A 15,868-nucleotide genomic window follows, 5' to 3' on the forward strand; every position below is an offset into this window, starting at 1 on the left:
TCGAACTATGGGCGGGGGCGCGCCGGTCAGAGCCGGCCGAGCCGGTCGACCGCCTCCTGGAGGACCTCGTCCTTCTTGCAGAAGGTGAACCGCACCAGCGAGCGGCCCGCCTCGGTGTTGTCGTAGAAGACCACGTTGGGGATGGCGACCACGCCGCAGCGCTCGGGCAGGGTGCGGCAGAACTCGACGCCGTCCTTCTCGCCGAGCGGGGTGATGTCGGTGGTGATGAAGTAGGTGCCCTCCGGGGTGAAGACCCGGAAGCCCGCGTCGGAGAGCCCGGCGGCGAGCAGGTCGCGGCGGCGGGCGAGATCGGTGCGGAAGTCGGCGAAGTAGGCGTCCGGCAGGCGCAGCGCCTCGGCGACGGCGTACTGGAACGGGCCGGCGGAGACGTAGGTCAGGTACTGCTTGGCGGTGCGGACGGCGGCGACCAGCGCGGGACAGGCGGTCACCCAGCCGACCTTCCAGCCGGTGAAGGAGAAGGTCTTGCCGGCCGAGGAGATGGCCACGGTGCGCTCGCGCATGCCGGGGAGGGCGGCGAGCGGGTGGTGGGCGCCGGTGAAGACCAGGTGCTCGTAGACCTCGTCGGTGATCACCAGGAGGTCGTGCTCGACGGCGAGTTCGGCGATGGCGCGCAGTTCCTCGGGGTTGAGGACGAGCCCGGTGGGGTTGTGCGGGGTGTTGATCAGCAGCAGCCGGGTGCGCGGGGTGATGAGGGAGCGCAGCTCGTCCAGGTCGGGCCGGAACGAGGGCTGACGCAGCGTCAGCGGAACGCGGGTGGCGCCGGCCATGGCGATGCAGGCGGCGTAGGAGTCGTAGAACGGCTCGAAGGCGATCACCTCGTCGCCGGGCTCCAGCAGGGCGAGTAGCGAGGCGGCGATGGCCTCGGTGGCGCCGGCGGTGACCAGCACCTCGGTGTCGGGGTCGTAGGTCAGCCCGTAGAAGCGCTGCTGGTGCTCGGCGATCGCGGTGCGCAGCTCGGGGATGCCGGGGCCGGGCGGGTACTGGTTGCCGCGGCCGCTGAGCACCGCGTCGGCGGCCGCCCGGGCGATCGAGGCGGGTCCGTCGGTGTCCGGGAAGCCCTGGCCGAGGTTGATCGAGCCGGTGGCGGTGGCGAGGGCGGACATCTCCGCGAAGATCGTCGTGCCCATGTCCGCCAGCCGGCGGTTCAACAGCGGCCTCGTGCTCATTGCGGCTCCCTTGCCGGTCGTCGGTCGGCCCCATCCTCTGATGGCCGTGGGCCTTGGACAAGCTCTGGTGCTCGACTCAACTCACACGTGGGAGATCGCGAGCAGCACAACGCGGTGGCTGACAACGAGCAGACTAGTGGTCTTAAGAGGTCAAGGGCGAGGCGGAATTCAAACGCCAAGTTCCGTTTCTCAATGGTTGTCCATCCTTGATGCCCCGGGTGGCTGAGCGTGTGAACCGAAGCAGGCGTCCCAACAGCCCTCGCAGCTATTCCGCGAGTTGGCCTGAGCTGAGTCGCCGTCGGTCTGCCCATGACTTGAGCCAGGGCCACTCGATTTGGCAGTTGTCACACATGTGCGAAGGGCGCACTCTATGCTTGAACGAGATGGTGCGAACATAGAACGTTAGGGGTGGGGACCATGTACCTGCTTGGGGTAGATGATGGCTGACGGATTCTCAGTGGATCTACAGGCGCTGCGGGACGCCGCAGTCGGCGTGAATGCCACGCTGATTGAGCTGGACCGGCGGAGTGTGGGCGATATTTCTCATGACGAGTCGGCAATCGGGAACCATGATGTGGCGAAAACACTGTCTGATTTCCTCGGCCGGTGGCAGCGGGGTGTGACTAATCTAGCCAAGGACGGTAAAGAGATACGTGACCGGCTCACGGCGAGTGCCAATGCATACACCAAGGCCGAACAGGATGTGCAGCAGCATCTTACGCAGTCGAACGGCGTGGTGACGGGCGCTGGAAATGATCCTGGAGTCAAGTGATGACTGCCGAGCTTGGTAAGAGCAGTGATCCGGCGGTGCTGATTCCGGGTGATCCGGTATCGATATACCAGACCGGAGCGGAGCTGCGGCAATATGGTGATCATCTTCATCAGGCAGGTGCCGGTCTGCAGCGGATCGACACTGCAGACGGCTGGCGCGGGCAAGCCGGTGATGCCTTCCGCGCGGTATTCCACGGCCAGCCGGGAAAGTGGTTGCAGGCAGGAGACGCGTTCCACAGTGCGGCTGATGCACTGAACAACTATGCGGCTACGCTGACCTGGGCTCAAGATCAGGCTGCCACGGCAGTCGAGCAATGGAATTCTGGGGACAAACAGTCGGCCAACGATGCGCTGAGCAGCGCTCGAAATCAGCTTGCCACGGTGGGCAGGGATGCAGCTGGCGCGATAGGCAAGGCACGTGACCTGGCACCTCCTAAGCCTGGATTCTGGTCGCAGGTGGGGGATGACATCGGGGGATTCTTCTCCGGCGTGGGGCAGTTCGCCGAAGGTGCGGGGGAGGACGTGCTCACTAGTCTTGCTTCTGTGGGCAATGCCATTCTCCATGATCCCGGGTCGCTTGCCGAGACCGGTCTGGGCCTGGGGATGGCTGTTCTCGGGGCCGGTGGTGAAGTAGGCGGCTTTGCTCTTGATTTGACCGGCATCGGGTCCGTTGTCGGCGTGCCAGTGCAGGTGGTCTCGGCAGCTGCTATCGCGGGCGGCCTCGGAATGGCCTACGACGGGATGAACACAGTCCTGAACGATGCTGCTGGTCCCGACAGAGTGAATATGGGATCCGATGGCGGCAATGGTGGCGGGAGCTGGGGGCCGAGTAATGACGGCGCAGGCTCGATCGATGAGTCTGAGAAGCCGTTCAATCCGAAAGAGCGCCAGATCGCTGATACCCTTCAGTCTGAGGGGAAGAGCGTGCGGGCGGTCAAAGAATCAGAGGTCGATGGCGAACGCCGTGCAGATGCAGAGGTTGATGGGGTTCCCACGGAATTCAAGAGTATGGACCCTGGGGCTACGCCGAACACGGTAAAAAATCAGCTTAACTCGGCAAAGGGTCAGGCTTCGAATGCGATCTTGGATGCGCGGGGAAGCGGTCTCGATGAAAACAGTGCAAGGGAAGGGTTGCAGAAGTTCCTGCGAAATAATCCAGGGCGCATGGACAATATTCGCATCATTGGTGACGGTTACGATATTACATGGCCATAGGGAGGTCTAGCGGTGAGTTCATATCACTACATCTTCATTCGCTCGTCGACTTCGGAGGGACAGCTTGTCGGTGACATCTCCGGGGCTTGTGGAATCCCTCTCCGGCGGCCGGGCGGTGAGTTGGTGGACTGGAGTGCAAAGGTCGATCGCGCGGCAGTCGAGCTTGAATTGAGTCATGACTTTGAGGCGGACCATGGAATTCAGCTCGAACGGTACCAGTCCGTACTGGTGATCCGGGACCTCGATCGGGACCTGGAGCGGCAGCAGTTGCTCGCCGAGCGAATCTTTGATGGGCTTGCAGAGGTGGGAAGGTACGAGTTGGTCCTGATGTTTGATATTCAGGAGGTCATCGCGAGAAGCCCGAAGGATTGATCCGGCAGGGCCGCATGGCGTTGCCCCTTCCTTAAGTTGGGCCGTCGGAAGATCGAGACCGGGCCCCGGGCCCCGGGCCCCGGGCATGGGCCCCGGGCATGGGCCTGGCCGGCCGGGATAGGTGTGCCTCTCCAGCGGGCGGGGCTGCACGACCTCACGTGTCTTTGGGTTGCACCGGGCCGGGAAGCGCTCGGCACACGGGAGTTGTCAGCTCACTGGCAAATAGGTAGGTGAGCAGGGTTTGGCCCAGCCGACCTTCCAGCCGGTGAAGGAGAAGGTCTTGCCGGCCGAGGAGATGGCCACGGTGCGCTCGCGCATGCCGGGGAGGGCGGCGAGCGGGTGGTGGGCGCCGGTGAAGACCAGGTGCTCGTAGACCTCGTCGGTGATCACCAGGAGGTCGTGCTCGACGGCGAGTTCGGCGATGGCGCGCAGTTCCTCGGGGTTGAGGACGAGCCCGGTGGGGTTGTGCGGGGTGTTGATCAGCAGCAGCCGGGTGCGCGGGGTGATGAGGGAGCGCAGCTCGTCCAGGTCGGGCCGGAACGAGGGCTGACGCAGCGTCAGTGGAACGCGGGTGGCGCCGGCCATGGCGATGCAGGCGGCGTAGGAGTCGTAGAACGGCTCGAAGGCGATCACCTCGTCGCCGGGCTCCAGCAGGGCGAGTAGCGAGGCGGCGATGGCCTCGGTGGCGCCGGCGGTGACCAGCACCTCGGTGTCGGGGTCGTAGGTCAGCCCGTAGAATGCGGCTCCCTTGCCGGTCGTCGGTCGGCCCCATCTTCCGGTGCCGGAGGGGAGCGGACAAGTACCGCTCAGCCCGGCTCGTAGACGCTCAGCGCCGGGCCCTCCAGGGCCAGCGCGGTGAGGCCGGTGTCGGTGCCGGAGGTGTGCGGCTCGCCGGGGGACCAGTGCACGCCGTGGCCGGCGGAGACCGGGTGCGGGATGCCGTCGGGGCCGCTGACCCAGCCCTGGCCGGCGATCACCAGGAAGAGCTGGTCGCAGGGGGCGGGGTGGGTGCCGATGGCGCCGCCGGGCTCGATGGTGAGGCAGGTGAGGTGGACCGGGCCGGGCTCGCCGCCGGTGGCGACCCGGGTGGCGTGCGCGCCGACCGAGGAGAAGCGGTTGATCACCCGCTTGGCTCGGTCGAAGGTGAACAGCTGCATGGTGGGTGGGGCTCCGGGACTCCGGGACGAGACCTGGCCCGGCCCGCTGGGAGGGCGGGCCGGGCCAGGAGTTCAGGGGTGGAGCGGCGGGGTCACTCGCCGGCCGGCTCCTCGCCGTCGGTGTCGTTCTCGCCCTCGGCATCCTCGATGTCCTTCTGCAGGCCGAGGCGCTCGACGATCCACTGCTCGAAGCCCACCGAGGCCTGGGTCCAGTTGGCGGCGGTGGTGATGAAGTAGTCCAGGTTGACGCCGGTGCCGATGATCATCTGGCACTCGCCGATCAGCCGGACGACGCCGTCCTCGTGGGTGTGGGTGTAGACCTTGGGCCACAGGGTCTCGCGGTTCCACTCGTCGATCAGGTCGAGGATCTCGCCCTTCTGCTCCAGGGTGTAGACCCGGTCGTAGAAGGCGCGGACCGCGAAGAGCTCCTTCTGCTCGCCCCGGAACATGTAGTAGACCCGGAAGCCGTCCCAGGGCGCGACCAGGTCGCCCTCTTCGTCCGTGGTGTGCTTGAGCTGCATCTGGTTGAGCAGCTGGGTGACCAGGTTGGCGTCCGGCATCACGATCGGCGGCGGACCGGCCGGGCGGCCGCCCTCGCCCGCGGGCGGCTGGGGAACGCCGAAGGACGGGATGGACGACGGGTCAATGCTCACGGGGGGTCCCTTCAACAGTGCACAAGGGTGGCTGGTGGTCTCTGGGGCCGCCCTTCCAACTGTCTCCATCCTGCCTCATCCGGGGCCCTGGGCACAGGCGCGCCGGGCCCCGGATCAGGGCGGCTCGGGCGGGCTCAGCCGGCCGTCCGGACGGTCAGCCGGTCGCCTGCCTCGTCCCGCTCGACCACCACCGTGTCCCCGTCGCGCACCGTGCCGGAGAGGATCGCCCGGGCCAGCTGGTCGCCGATCGCGGACTGCACCAGGCGGCGCAGCGGCCGGGCCCCGTAGGCCGGGTCGTAGCCGGTCAGCGAGAGCCAGTCGCGGGCCGCCGAGGTGACGTCCAGGGTGAGCCGGCGCTCGCGCAGCCGGTCGGCCAGCTTGGCCACCTGGAGGTCGACGATCCGGCTCAGCTCCTCGGTGCCCAGCGGGTCGAAGACCACGATGTCGTCGAGCCGGTTCAGGAACTCCGGCTTGAAGCTGGAGCGCACGGTGTCCAGCACCAGCTCCTGCTTGGCCGCATCCGGCACGGTCGGGTCCACCAGGTACTGGCTGCCCAGGTTGGAGGTGAGGATCAGGATGGTGTTGCGGAAGTCCACCGTGCGCCCCTGTCCGTCGGTCAGGCGCCCGTCGTCCAGCACCTGGAGCAGCACGTCGAAGACCTCCGGGTGGGCCTTCTCCACCTCGTCCAGCAGCACCACGCTGTACGGGCGGCGGCGGACCGCCTCGGTGAGCTGGCCGCCCTCCTCGTAGCCGACGTACCCGGGCGGGGCGCCGACCAGCCGGGAGACCGAGTGCTTCTCGCCGTACTCGCTCATGTCGATCCGGACCATGGCGCGCTCGTCGTCGAAGAGGAAGTCGGCCAGCGCCTTGGCGAGTTCGGTCTTGCCGACGCCGGTCGGGCCGAGGAAGAGGAAGGAGCCGGTCGGGCGGTCCGGGTCGGCGATGCCGGAGCGGGTGCGCCGCACCGCGTCGGAGACCGCCTGCACGGCCGTCGGCTGGCCGATCAGACGGCGGCCCAACTCCTCCTCCATCCGCAGCAGTTTGGCGCTCTCGCCCTCCAGCAGCCGGCCGGCCGGGATGCCGGTCCAGGAGGCCACCACATCGGCCACGTCGTCCGGTCCGACCTCCTCCTTGACCATGGACGTGGTCGCCTCCTGGTCCTGGGCGCGCTCCTGGGCCTCGGCCAACTCCCGCTCGGCGGCCGGGATCTCGGCGTACATCAGCTTGGAGGCCTGCTCGAAGGCGCCGTCCCGCTGGGCCCGGTCCAGCGTGCTGTGCAGGCTGTCCAGCCGCTCCTTCAGCTCGCCGACCCGGTTGAGGCTCTTCTTCTCCTGCTCCCACCGGGCGGTCAGCGCGCTCAACTGCTCCTGACGGTCCGCCAGGTCGCGGCGCAGCCGGGCCAGCCGGTCCACCGAGGCCGGGTCGGACTCCTTCTCCAGGGCCAGCTCCTCCATCCGCAGCCGGTCCACCGAGCGCTGCAGCTCGTCGATCTCCACCGGGGAGGAGTCGATCTCCATCCGCAGCCGGGAGGCCGCCTCGTCCACCAGGTCGATGGCCTTGTCCGGCAGGAACCGGGAGGTGATGTAGCGGTCCGAGAGCGAGGCGGCGGCGACCAGCGCGGCGTCCGCGATCTGCACCTTGTGGTGCGCCTCGTAGCGGCCCTTGAGGCCGCGCAGGATGGCGATGGTGTCCTCCACCGTGGGCTCGCCGACCAGCACCTGCTGGAACCGGCGCTCCAGTGCCGGGTCCTTCTCGATCCGCTCGCGGTACTCGTCCAGCGTGGTGGCGCCGACCATCCGCAGCTCGCCGCGGGCCAGCATCGGCTTGAGCATGTTGCCGGCGTCCATCGAGGAGTCGCCGCCGGCGCCCGCGCCGACCATGGTGTGCAGCTCGTCGATGAAGGTGACCACCTGGCCGTCGCTCTGCTTGATGTCGTTCAGCACGGCCTTCAGCCGCTCCTCGAACTCACCGCGGAACTTGGCCCCGGCCACCATGGCGCCCAGGTCGAGGGCGACCAGCCGCTTGCCGCGCAGCGACTCCGGCACGTCGCCCGCCACGATCCGCTGGGCCAGGCCCTCGACCACGGCGGTCTTGCCGACGCCGGGCTCGCCGATCAGCACCGGGTTGTTCTTGGTCCGGCGGGAGAGCACCTGGACCACCCGGCGGATCTCCTGGTCGCGGCCGATCACGGGGTCGAGCTTGCCGTCCCGGGCCGCCTGGGTCAGGTCGGTGCCGTACTTCTCCAGCGCCTTGTAGGTGCCCTCCGGGTCCGGCGAGGTGACCCGGCCGGAGCCCCGGACCTCGGTGAACTTCTCCAGCAGGGCGGTCGGGGTGGCGCCCTGGCGGGCCAGCAGCTCGGCGACCGCGCCGCCCTCGGCGGCCAGGCCGACCAGCAGGTGCTCGGTGGAGACGTAGGCGTCGTCCAGCTTCTCGGCCCGCCGCCCGGCGTCCTCCAGCACGGCCAGGGTGTCCCGGCCCAGCTGCGGGGCGGCGACGGTGGAGCCCTGGGCGCTGGGCAGTGCACGGAACTGCTGGCGGGCGGCGCCGATCAGCTGCTGCAGGTCCGCGCCGACCGCCTCCAGCAGCGGCCGGGCCAGGCCCTCGGGCTGCTCCAGCAGGGCGAGCAGGATGTGCACCGGCCTGACGTCCGGGTTTCCCGCGCCGCCGGCCTGCCGGATCGCGGCGGACAGGGCGTCCTGCGTCTTGGTGGTGAACTTGCTCGCGTCCATGGCCACGGTGGGGTGCTCCTCCAGTATTGAGTCTAGGTGGCTCAGCTTTGTGGAGTTGAGTCTAACCCGCTCAGGTTTTCCGGTTCAAGCGCTTCAGGACCCCGCCGGCCGCCGTGCCGGTCAGCGCCAGCAGCTCGCGGGCCGGGCCGGCCGGCCGCTGCCCGGCGGGCCAGACCGCGCGCAGCGGCCGCCGCAGGTCCAGCCCGGCCAGCTCCACCTCGACCAGCCGCCGGGTGGCCAGCTCGTCGGCCACCGCCAGCTCGCTCAGGCAGACCGGCCCGGCCCCGGCCAGCGCCGCCGCCTTCAGCGCGGTGGTGGAGGCCAGCTCCAGCAGCGGCACGGCCGGCCCGCCGAGGGCCCGGTCCAGCACCTCCCGGGTGCCCGAGCCCGGCTCGCGGAGCACCAGCGGGGTGGCCGCCAGCTCCGCCGCCCCGACCGGCGAGCGCCGCCGGGCCCACGGGTGGTCCGGCGCCACCACCACGACCAGTCGGTCCGCCGCCACCGCCACTCCGCCCAGGCCCGGCGGGGTCCGGCTGCCCTCGACGAACCCCAGGTCGGCCTCGCCCGCCAGCACCTGCTGGGCCACCGCCTGCGAGTTGGCGGTGCGCAGGGTCACCGCGGTACCGGGCAGCGCGCTGTGCAGGGCCAGCAGCCAGCCGGGCATCAGGTACTCGGCCACGGTGAGCGAGGCGACCACCCGCAGCCGGGCGTCCCGGTCCTCGCGCAGCGCGGCGATCCCGGCATCCAGCGCCTGTGCCGCCTCCACCACCTGGCGGGCCCACTCCACCACCAGCCGGCCGGCCGGGGTGGGGCGTGAGCCGCGCGGCGAGCGCTCCAGCAGGGCCACCCCGATCTGCCGCTCCATGCCCTTGATCCGGGCGCTGGCGGCGGGCTGGCTGATCCCGAGCACGCCGGCCGCCCGGCCGACGCTGCCCTGCCGGGCCACCTCGAGCAGCAGTTCCAGTGCGCCCAGCTCGGGGACCTGCGGGGAGAGAGCCATAGGTCCAGGTTATGTCCCCATAGGGCGGTGGCCGCTACCGGCCGGGGTCGGTCCGGCGGAGGGTGGAGCCATGACCACCCTGCTCGCCCACCCGGCACCCGGTACCCGCCCGGCCCGCCCCGACCGGCGGGCCCTGGCCGCGCTCGACTTCGGCCAGCTCGGGCCGAACTGGTACGCGGCGGTGATGGGCACCGCGATCACCGCCAACGCGGCCGTCGCGCTGCCCCACCGGGTGCCCGGACAGCTCGACTTCGCGCGCGGGGTGTGGGCGCTCTCGGCGGCGGTGCTGGTGCTGCTGGTGGCCGCCCGGCTGGTGCACCTGACCCGGCACCGGGCGGCCGCCCGCGAGCAGCTGCTGGAGAACCCGGCCACCGCCGTCTTCTACGGCTGCCCGCCGATGGCCCTGCTGGCCGTCGGCTTCGGCACCCTGGCGGTCGGCGCACCCGTGATCGGCACCGGTCCGGCGGTCGCCGCCGACCTGGTGCTCTGGACGGCGGGCACGCTCTACGCGGTCGCGGTGGCGGCCGGCATCCCGTACCTGATGGTCACCCGGCACCGGCTCTCGGCGCTGCGGGCCAACCCGACCTGGCTGCTGCCGGTGGTCGCCCCGATGGTCTCGGCGGCACTCGGCCCCGCGTTGCTGCCGCACCTGCCGGCCGGGCTCCGGCCGGCCCTGTTCTACGCCTGCTACGGGCTGTTCGGCGCCAGCCTGCTGGCCACCCTGGTGGTGCTGCCGGTGGTCTTCGCCGGGCTGGTGCACAGCAAGCTGCCCGCGGTGCTGCTCACCCCCTCGCTCTTCCTGGTGCTCGGGCCGCTCGGCCAGTCCACCACCGCGGTCGGCAACCTCTCGGACGCGGCCCGGGCCACCGCCCCCGCGCTGGCGCCCGCGGCCTTCGGCCTGGCGGTGCTCTACGGGGTGGCGATGACCGGCTTCGCGCTGCTCTGGCTGCTGATCGCCGGGGCGGCCAACCTGCGGGCGCTGGTGCGGCACCGGATGCCGTTCGGGCTCACCTGGTGGGCCTTCACCTTCCCGGTCGGCACCTGCGTGACGGGCACCGCCGGGCTGGCCCGGCACACCGGGTTCGCCGGCTTCGGCTGGCTGGCCGTGGGGCTCTACCTGCTGCTGCTGGCGGCCTGGGCGGTGGCGGGGGTGCGCACGGTGAGCGCGCTGGCGGGGGGACGGCTGCTGCGGGCGGCGCCGGCGGCGTGACGGAGAGGCCCGGCCGGTGGAGCGGTGACACCTGACGCTTAGTGTGATCCTCCGCGCCGGTCCGTGCGGCCACCCGCCCCTCGCGATCCGGGGGCCGGGCTGGCAATATGGCGGCGAACAGTCAAGTCGGGGGTGGAGTGATGGCGGAGCCGGCCGTGCCGATCGGATACGGCCGGGGGCCGGGGGGCCTGGCCGCCGAGCTGCGGCTGGACCAGGACGCCCGCCGGCTCTACCTCGCCGTGGTGGCCGAGGGCGGCTGGGTGAAGGCCGCCGAGGTGCTGGAGGGGGACCGCCCCGCGCTCACCCGGCTGCTCGACCTCGGCCTGGTCCGCGGCCTGCCGGGCGGCACCTTCTACTCCGCCGTCAGCCCGCGCGCCTTCCTCGGCCGGGCGGCCGGCGCCCTGCGCGGCCGGGCCGCCGAACTGCTCCGCCGGGCCGACGAGATGCCCGCCCTGCTGGACGAGCTGGCGCACGCCTACGACACCGCCCCGCACCGCCCGGCGCCGGGCACCGGCACCGTGGACACCGTGGTCGACATGGACAGCATCCGGCACCGGATCGCCCAGCTCGTCGCCGACACCACCACCGAGATCCTCACCGCCCAGCCCGGCGGTGACCGCCCCGCCGACCACCTGGCCTGGGCGATGGCGCAGGACGTGCCGTTCCTGCGCGGCGGCGGCGCGATGCGCACCGTCTACCAGCCGGTGGCCCGCACCGATCCGGCCACCGTCGCCTACGCCGCCGCGGTCGCGCCGCACGGCGCCCGGATCCGGGTGCTGGACGAGGACTTCCAGCGGATGCTGATCTTCGACCGCCAGGTGGCCGTCATCCCGGCCTCCGCCGACATGGGCAGCGCCGCCTTCGTCAGCGACCCGACCGCCGTCGAGTTGCTGGTGGAGCTCTTCGAGCGGGACTGGCAGCGGGCCGAGCGGGTGGCCTGGGGTTCGGCGCACGCCGCGCCGGACGCCGGCGCGGTCGCGGCCCGGATCGCCCGGCTGCTGGCCGGCGGGCTGAGCCGGCGGGCGATCGCCGGGCGGATCGGGCTGAGCGAGCGCACCGTGGCCGCGCACATCGCCCGGCTGCGCCAGGACTACGAGGCCGAGACGCTGTACCAGCTGGGCTGGCTGATGCGCGGCCGGGGGGAGCGCGGTTGAGCCGGAGCTGACGGCGCCCCGAGACCGGCCGGTCCCGCTGCGGGAACACGCAGTTGCGGGAAGATGCACCGGCCGGAGCGTTGTCCTGCCCGGACGCCTGGGGGACCCTGGCGGAAGCTGATAGTCCGTCAGGGAACCGTTCGACCACGGAGATCGGGACTCCGGAGAGCGAGCGGGCCGGACGGGGGTGCCGGGCCGGACCGGCACCGCGGGACGCCACGGGGGAGGAGCGCGCGATGGCCGGACGTTCGCACGTGTTGGTGGAGAGCCAGGTGGTCTGGGGCACGCCGGAGGCCGGCGAGTTCCTCCGGGAGGCGGTCTCGCTCGCCGAGTCCGGCGACCGGGTGATCCTCTACCTGGTCGAGGAGGGCGTGTTCGCCGCCGTCTCGGACGGGATCCCCGAACTGGCCCGGCTGGTGGAGCTGGGCTCGGAGGTCTGGGTGGACCGCTTCTCGCTGGGGCACCGGGCGCTGGCGGCGACCAGGCTGTCGCCGTTCGTCCGGGTCAAGGCGGCGGAGGAACTGGACAGCGTGGTCCGGGAGGCGGACGGGCGGGTGGCCATCCACTGAGGCCATCCACTGAGGCCATCCACTGAGGCCCGCCCGAGGGGCGGCCGAGGCCCGTGCGGCGCTGCCGCCGGAGCGCCACTGACAACCCCTGGGGTCCGGCGGGATCCCAGGGGTTCTTCGTCGTCCGCGGAGAGTGTTGCCTTTTCAACGAGACCGAACGTTCTGTCATCTCCGCAGCTCAGCGGTGTGTGGACGACCCGTCCCCAGGGCATTCTGCACGTTTGTGCAGTTGCGGGAACCTGCATCAGGAACGCCCTTGTTCCCAGGTCCGGGCTTTGTGAGGCTGTGGGTACGCCAAGCCGCCCGGGTACCGCAACCCGTTGGTGGTGACTCGTTCGCCGCCCTCGCACAGGGGCAGAAGTATCTGTGCGGGGTGTCGGGGGACGCCGGACGGTCAGCCATTTGTGGTGATGGCGATCGACCCCGGTCCCAGCGAGGCGTTGCTGCTCCGCCTCGCTGGAAGCACCTCGGATTTGGCGTGAGTGAAGTGGATCCGCCCGGAGCCGTCGGCTCCGAGCCACCGGCTCCGGGCCGGATCCCTCCACGGAAGAGGACCCAGGCCGCCCGCTCGGGGGGCAGGCGGCCGGGCCTCCCCTTTCGCATGCCCGCCGCCACCCGACGCGTGGGGCCCCCTACCCTGATGAGATGATGCGCCCCGAGCGGTCGTTCGACCGCTTCCGGTCCGTGTGCAGGGGGGAACGGGTGGCCGACATGCCGGCGACGTCCGAGCTACCGGAAGGTGAGTCCGTTTCGGCTGGGAGCGGGCCGTACGTGAACGTACCTCCCCCGCCGTCCGATCCGCCCCCCGCAGGCCCCGATGCCCCCGCCGCGGTGCCGGCGGTCTCCGCCGCGCCCGGTGCGTCGGCCGTGCCGGTCCTCCCGGCGGTCCCCCTGGTGTCCGTCGAGGCGGTCTCCGCCGACGAGGCGGCGGGTACGGGCGAAGGGCTGGTGGGAGGGCTCCCGCTGCCCGGCGAGGGCGCCCGCAGCCGGTACCTCGCCATCCTCGGCGCCGGTGGCCGGCTGCGCAGCACCGAGGTCCGGCCCGCCGACCAGCCCGAGATCGCCGAACTGCTCGAACTCGGCCTGCTCCGCCTCGATCCGGTCGGCGGCTGCTACACCGTGGTCAACCCCCGCTCGGTGGGCGGGCGGCTCAGCGAGGAGCTGCGCTCGGCCGGCACCCGGCTGCTGGTCCAGGCCCAGGAGATGCCGACCCTGCTGGAGGACCTGACCCTGGCCTACGACCAGACCCCGCGCAAGGTCGACCGCTCCGGCGAGGTGCAGCACGTGCACGGCGCCGAGGAGGTCTGGGCCCGGCTCCGGCGGCTGCGCGACACCACCGCCGAGGAACTGCTCTCCGCCCAGCCCGGCGGCGCGCTCGGTCAGCACATGCTGGAGAACGCGCTCTCCTGCCTGCGCTCGATGGTGGAGCGCGGCGTCTCGGTCCGCTCGCTCTACGAGCCGAGCGCCCGGGCCGACGGGCCGACCGTCGCCTTCGTGCTGACCGCCGACGAGTTCGGGGTGCGCTGCCGGGTGCTCGGCGAGTCGTTCAAGCGGATGCTGATCTTCGACCGGACCACGGTGGTGATCCCGTCCGGCCGGGACTACACCAGCGCGGCCTTCGTCGAGGACCCGGCCGTGGTCGCCTTCCTGATCGGCATGTTCGAGCGCGACTGGGCCCGCGCGGAGCCCTCGCTCTGGAGCCCGACCGCCCCCGAGAGCTCCGCCCAGCCGGTGCACGTCCAGGTCGGCCGACTGCTCGCCCAGGGCCTCACCCAGCGCATGATCGCCGCCCGCCTCGGCCTCAGCGACCGCACCGTGGCCGGCCACATCTCCCGGCTGCGCGAGCAGTACGACGCGGAGACGCTGTTCCAGCTGGGGTGGCTGATGCGCGCGGCCAACGGCGACGGGCGGGCGGAGCCGGGGCGGTGAACGGTTCCGGCGGGGGCCGGCCGGCGGGCGGAGCGACGGTCGCCGTCCCGCCGGTGCTCGACGCGGCGGCCACGGCGCTGTACCGCTCGATCGCCGCGAACGGCGGCCGGGTCCACCCCCGCGACCTGCCCGCCGACGCGCTTCCCCCGCTGGACGAGCTGCGCCGGCTCGACCTGCTGACCGAGGTCCTGGACGGCAGCCTGGCTCTGGTCGACCCGCGGCTCGCCACCACCCGGCTGCGCGACCGCTACCACGCCGCCGCCCTCGACCTGCTGCAGCGCGCCGCCTCCCCCGCCCCGGTCTACGAGGACCTGGCCGAGGCCTATGCCCGCACCCCCTCCGCCGCCACCCCGGTCTGTGCCGGCGGCGGGATCAGCACCATCGAGGACTTCCAGGAGATCCAGGCCCGGATCGAGAACCTGGCGGTGGCCGCCCAGCACGAGATGCTGGTGATGCACCCCGGCGGCGCCCGCCCGGCCCGCGCCCTGCGGAAGGCCAAGGCCGCCGCCGGCGAGTACCTGGGCCGGGGCATCGACCTGCGGATCATCTACCAGCTGGGCGCCCGCACCGACCCGGCCACCAGCGACTACGCCGCCCACGTGACCGCGCTCGGCGGCCGGGTCCGGGTGCTGGACGAGCCGTTCCTGCGCCTGATGGTGATCGACCGCGCGGTCGCGGTGCTCTCCGGCTACCAGGACAACCGGATGGCCAGCTTCGTCGAGGACCCGGTGCTGATCGGCCTGGCGGTGGACCAGTTCGAGCGGGACTGGGGGCGCGCGGAGCGGGTGCGGTGGGACGGGGCGGCGGGCTCGGTGCTGGGGGAGCTGCTGGCGCAGGGCCTGACGCAGCGGGGGATCGCGAAGCGGCTGGGGTTGAGCGAGCGGACGGTCGCCGCGCAGATCGCCCGTCTCCGGGAGGAGTACGACGCGGACACGCTGTTCCAGCTGGGCTGGCTGATGAGGGGGCGGTCATGACCACGCCGTTCCTGCCGGACGGGGCGGCGAGCGCGCTCTACCTCGAACTGCTGGCGAAGGGGCGGCCGTTCCGGCAGGACGAGGTCCGGGCCGAAGCGGCGGCGGCCTTCGACCTGCTCCGCTCCGCCCAGTTGGTGGTCCGCCAGCAGTACGGACCGCTGTGGAACGTGGTCAGTCCACGGATCGCGGCCGTACGGGTGAGCGAGCAGCTGTGGGACGCGGGGCGGGCGCTGCTCGATGCGGCGGACGCGGCGCGTTCGGGGTTCGCCGATCTCACGCGTGCCTATGACGAGAGCGAGCCGGGAGCCCGCGGTCTCTCCGGGGGAGTGGTCGAGTCGGTCGACGACGGCGACCTCATCCAGGAGCGCCTGGAGCAGTTGGTCCGCGAATGCACCTGGGAGGCGCTGGTGGCCCAACCGGGCGGAGCCCGCCTCCTGGACCTGGAGCGGTCGAAGGCCACGGCCCGCGATCTGCACCGGCGGGGCGTGGTGTCCCGGGTGCTCTACCAGCACGGGGCCCGGGCCGACCCGACGACCAGTGAGTACGCGGCGTACGCGGCGACCAGGGGCACCCGCGTCCGGTCGCTGGACGAGGACTTCGACCGCATGTTCATCTTCGACCGCCGGGTCGCGGTGATCGCCGGCCCGCGCCGGGCGCCCGGCGAGCGGCCGCCCGCGGTGTTCATCGACGCCCCGGCGCTGGTCGCCTTCCTGGTGGACCAGTTCGACCGCGACTGGGCCCGGGCGGAGCGGGTCCGCTGGGAGGAGCCGCCGTCCTCCGAGCTCGGCGAGCTGCTGGCCCAGGGGCTCACCCATCGGGGCATCGCCAAGCGGCTCGGTCTGAGCGAGCGGACGGTCGCCGCGCAGATCGCCCGCCTCCGGGAGGAGTACGACGCGGACACCCTCTTCCAGCTGGGCTGGCTGATGCGCGGGGTGTCATGACGGTGCC

Annotated in this window: 14 protein-coding genes and 1 pseudogene; 9 read left to right on the forward strand and 6 right to left on the reverse strand. The window is 71.6% G+C overall.

Annotated features, from left to right (window positions below):
* Positions 1-26 precede the first annotated feature (26 nt).
* On the reverse strand, positions 27-1,187 hold the full coding sequence (locus ACFYNO_RS06130) for a pyridoxal phosphate-dependent aminotransferase (protein ID WP_388006012.1): 1,161 nt from the start codon (positions 1,185-1,187) through the stop codon (positions 27-29).
* Positions 1,188-1,644: 457 nt separating this feature from the next.
* Between ACFYNO_RS06130 and ACFYNO_RS06135 the strand changes: the two genes are divergently transcribed.
* The 3 genes from ACFYNO_RS06135 to ACFYNO_RS06145 are packed head-to-tail and all read left to right on the forward strand — an operon-like array spanning position 1,645 to position 3,545.
* Entirely contained in the window at positions 1,645-1,959 is a 315-nt protein-coding gene (locus ACFYNO_RS06135) for a hypothetical protein (protein ID WP_388006015.1), read from the forward strand.
* Positions 1,959-3,173: a putative T7SS-secreted protein gene (locus ACFYNO_RS06140; protein ID WP_388006018.1), complete on the forward strand. Its 1,215-nt coding sequence runs from the start codon at positions 1,959-1,961 to the stop codon at positions 3,171-3,173. The genes ACFYNO_RS06135 and ACFYNO_RS06140 overlap by 1 nt, the downstream gene beginning before the upstream one ends.
* Positions 3,174-3,185: 12 nt before the next feature.
* Complete coding sequence (locus ACFYNO_RS06145; RefSeq protein ID WP_388006021.1) at positions 3,186-3,545, forward strand: hypothetical protein; 360 nt, start codon at positions 3,186-3,188, stop codon at positions 3,543-3,545.
* 228 nt (positions 3,546-3,773) lie between these two features.
* Here the strand turns inward: ACFYNO_RS06145 and ACFYNO_RS06150 are convergent.
* The 5 genes and pseudogenes from ACFYNO_RS06150 to ACFYNO_RS06170 form a co-directional block, all read right to left on the reverse strand.
* Positions 3,774-4,286, reverse strand: a pseudogene (locus ACFYNO_RS06150) (aminotransferase class I/II-fold pyridoxal phosphate-dependent enzyme); the annotation flags it as partial.
* 65 nt (positions 4,287-4,351) lie between these two features.
* The gene (locus tag ACFYNO_RS06155; protein ID WP_388006605.1) at positions 4,352-4,702 is read right to left on the reverse strand and encodes a cupin domain-containing protein; all 351 of its coding nucleotides are present in this window, start codon (positions 4,700-4,702) and stop codon (positions 4,352-4,354) included.
* A gap of 92 nt (positions 4,703-4,794) precedes the next feature.
* A complete protein-coding gene (locus tag ACFYNO_RS06160; RefSeq protein ID WP_388006024.1) occupies positions 4,795-5,355 on the reverse strand; it encodes a YbjN domain-containing protein in 561 nt (186 codons plus the stop codon).
* Positions 5,356-5,489: 134 nt separating this feature from the next.
* Positions 5,490-8,084, reverse strand: coding sequence for an ATP-dependent chaperone ClpB (clpB, locus tag ACFYNO_RS06165; protein ID WP_388006584.1), 2,595 nt, complete (start codon positions 8,082-8,084; stop codon positions 5,490-5,492).
* A 70-nt stretch (positions 8,085-8,154) separates the two neighbouring features.
* The gene (locus ACFYNO_RS06170; protein WP_388006027.1) at positions 8,155-9,084 is read right to left on the reverse strand and encodes a LysR family transcriptional regulator; all 930 of its coding nucleotides are present in this window, start codon (positions 9,082-9,084) and stop codon (positions 8,155-8,157) included.
* 70 nt (positions 9,085-9,154) lie between these two features.
* Here ACFYNO_RS06170 and ACFYNO_RS06175 point away from each other — a divergent pair, with 70 nt between their 5' ends.
* The 6 genes from ACFYNO_RS06175 to ACFYNO_RS06200 all read left to right on the forward strand — a co-directional run bounded on the left by ACFYNO_RS06175 (position 9,155) and on the right by ACFYNO_RS06200 (position 15,861).
* On the forward strand, positions 9,155-10,294 hold the full coding sequence (locus ACFYNO_RS06175; RefSeq protein ID WP_388006030.1) for a TDT family transporter: 1,140 nt from the start codon (positions 9,155-9,157) through the stop codon (positions 10,292-10,294).
* A 140-nt stretch (positions 10,295-10,434) separates the two neighbouring features.
* Positions 10,435-11,448, forward strand: a complete 1,014-nt coding sequence (locus tag ACFYNO_RS06180) for a LuxR family transcriptional regulator (RefSeq protein WP_388006033.1) — start codon at positions 10,435-10,437, stop codon at positions 11,446-11,448.
* Between the two features lie 236 nt (positions 11,449-11,684).
* Complete coding sequence (locus ACFYNO_RS06185) at positions 11,685-12,017, forward strand: hypothetical protein (protein WP_388006036.1); 333 nt, start codon at positions 11,685-11,687, stop codon at positions 12,015-12,017.
* Between the two features lie 771 nt (positions 12,018-12,788).
* Entirely contained in the window at positions 12,789-13,946 is a 1,158-nt protein-coding gene (locus ACFYNO_RS06190) for a LuxR C-terminal-related transcriptional regulator (protein ID WP_388006039.1), read from the forward strand.
* Positions 13,943-14,920, forward strand: a complete 978-nt coding sequence (locus ACFYNO_RS06195; RefSeq protein WP_388006042.1) for a winged helix-turn-helix transcriptional regulator — start codon at positions 13,943-13,945, stop codon at positions 14,918-14,920. The genes ACFYNO_RS06190 and ACFYNO_RS06195 overlap by 4 nt, the downstream gene beginning before the upstream one ends.
* Entirely contained in the window at positions 14,917-15,861 is a 945-nt protein-coding gene (locus tag ACFYNO_RS06200; RefSeq protein ID WP_388006045.1) for a LuxR family transcriptional regulator, read from the forward strand. Before ACFYNO_RS06195 ends, ACFYNO_RS06200 begins: the two co-directional genes overlap by 4 nt.
* The last annotated feature ends 7 nt before the right edge of the window (positions 15,862-15,868 follow it).

The organism is Kitasatospora sp. NPDC006697, assembly GCF_042869935.1.
Classification (GTDB): Bacteria; Actinomycetota; Actinomycetes; order Streptomycetales; family Streptomycetaceae; genus Kitasatospora.

Bases quoted from the DNA above. Each gene is read 5' to 3' on its own strand.
- ACFYNO_RS06180 (WP_388006033.1), top strand. From the start codon at position 10,435: ATGGCGGAGCCGGCCGTGCCGATCGGATACGGCCGGGGGCCGGGGGGC.
- ACFYNO_RS06155 (WP_388006605.1), bottom strand. From the start codon at position 4,702: ATGCAGCTGTTCACCTTCGACCGAGCCAAGCGGGTGATCAACCGCTTC.
- ACFYNO_RS06130 (WP_388006012.1), bottom strand. From the start codon at position 1,187: ATGAGCACGAGGCCGCTGTTGAACCGCCGGCTGGCGGACATGGGCACG.
- ACFYNO_RS06185 (WP_388006036.1), top strand. From the start codon at position 11,685: ATGGCCGGACGTTCGCACGTGTTGGTGGAGAGCCAGGTGGTCTGGGGC.
- ACFYNO_RS06175 (WP_388006030.1), top strand. From the start codon at position 9,155: ATGACCACCCTGCTCGCCCACCCGGCACCCGGTACCCGCCCGGCCCGC.
- clpB (WP_388006584.1), bottom strand. From the start codon at position 8,084: ATGGACGCGAGCAAGTTCACCACCAAGACGCAGGACGCCCTGTCCGCC.
- ACFYNO_RS06140 (WP_388006018.1), top strand. From the start codon at position 1,959: ATGACTGCCGAGCTTGGTAAGAGCAGTGATCCGGCGGTGCTGATTCCG.
- ACFYNO_RS06170 (WP_388006027.1), bottom strand. From the start codon at position 9,084: ATGGCTCTCTCCCCGCAGGTCCCCGAGCTGGGCGCACTGGAACTGCTG.
- ACFYNO_RS06200 (WP_388006045.1), top strand. From the start codon at position 14,917: ATGACCACGCCGTTCCTGCCGGACGGGGCGGCGAGCGCGCTCTACCTC.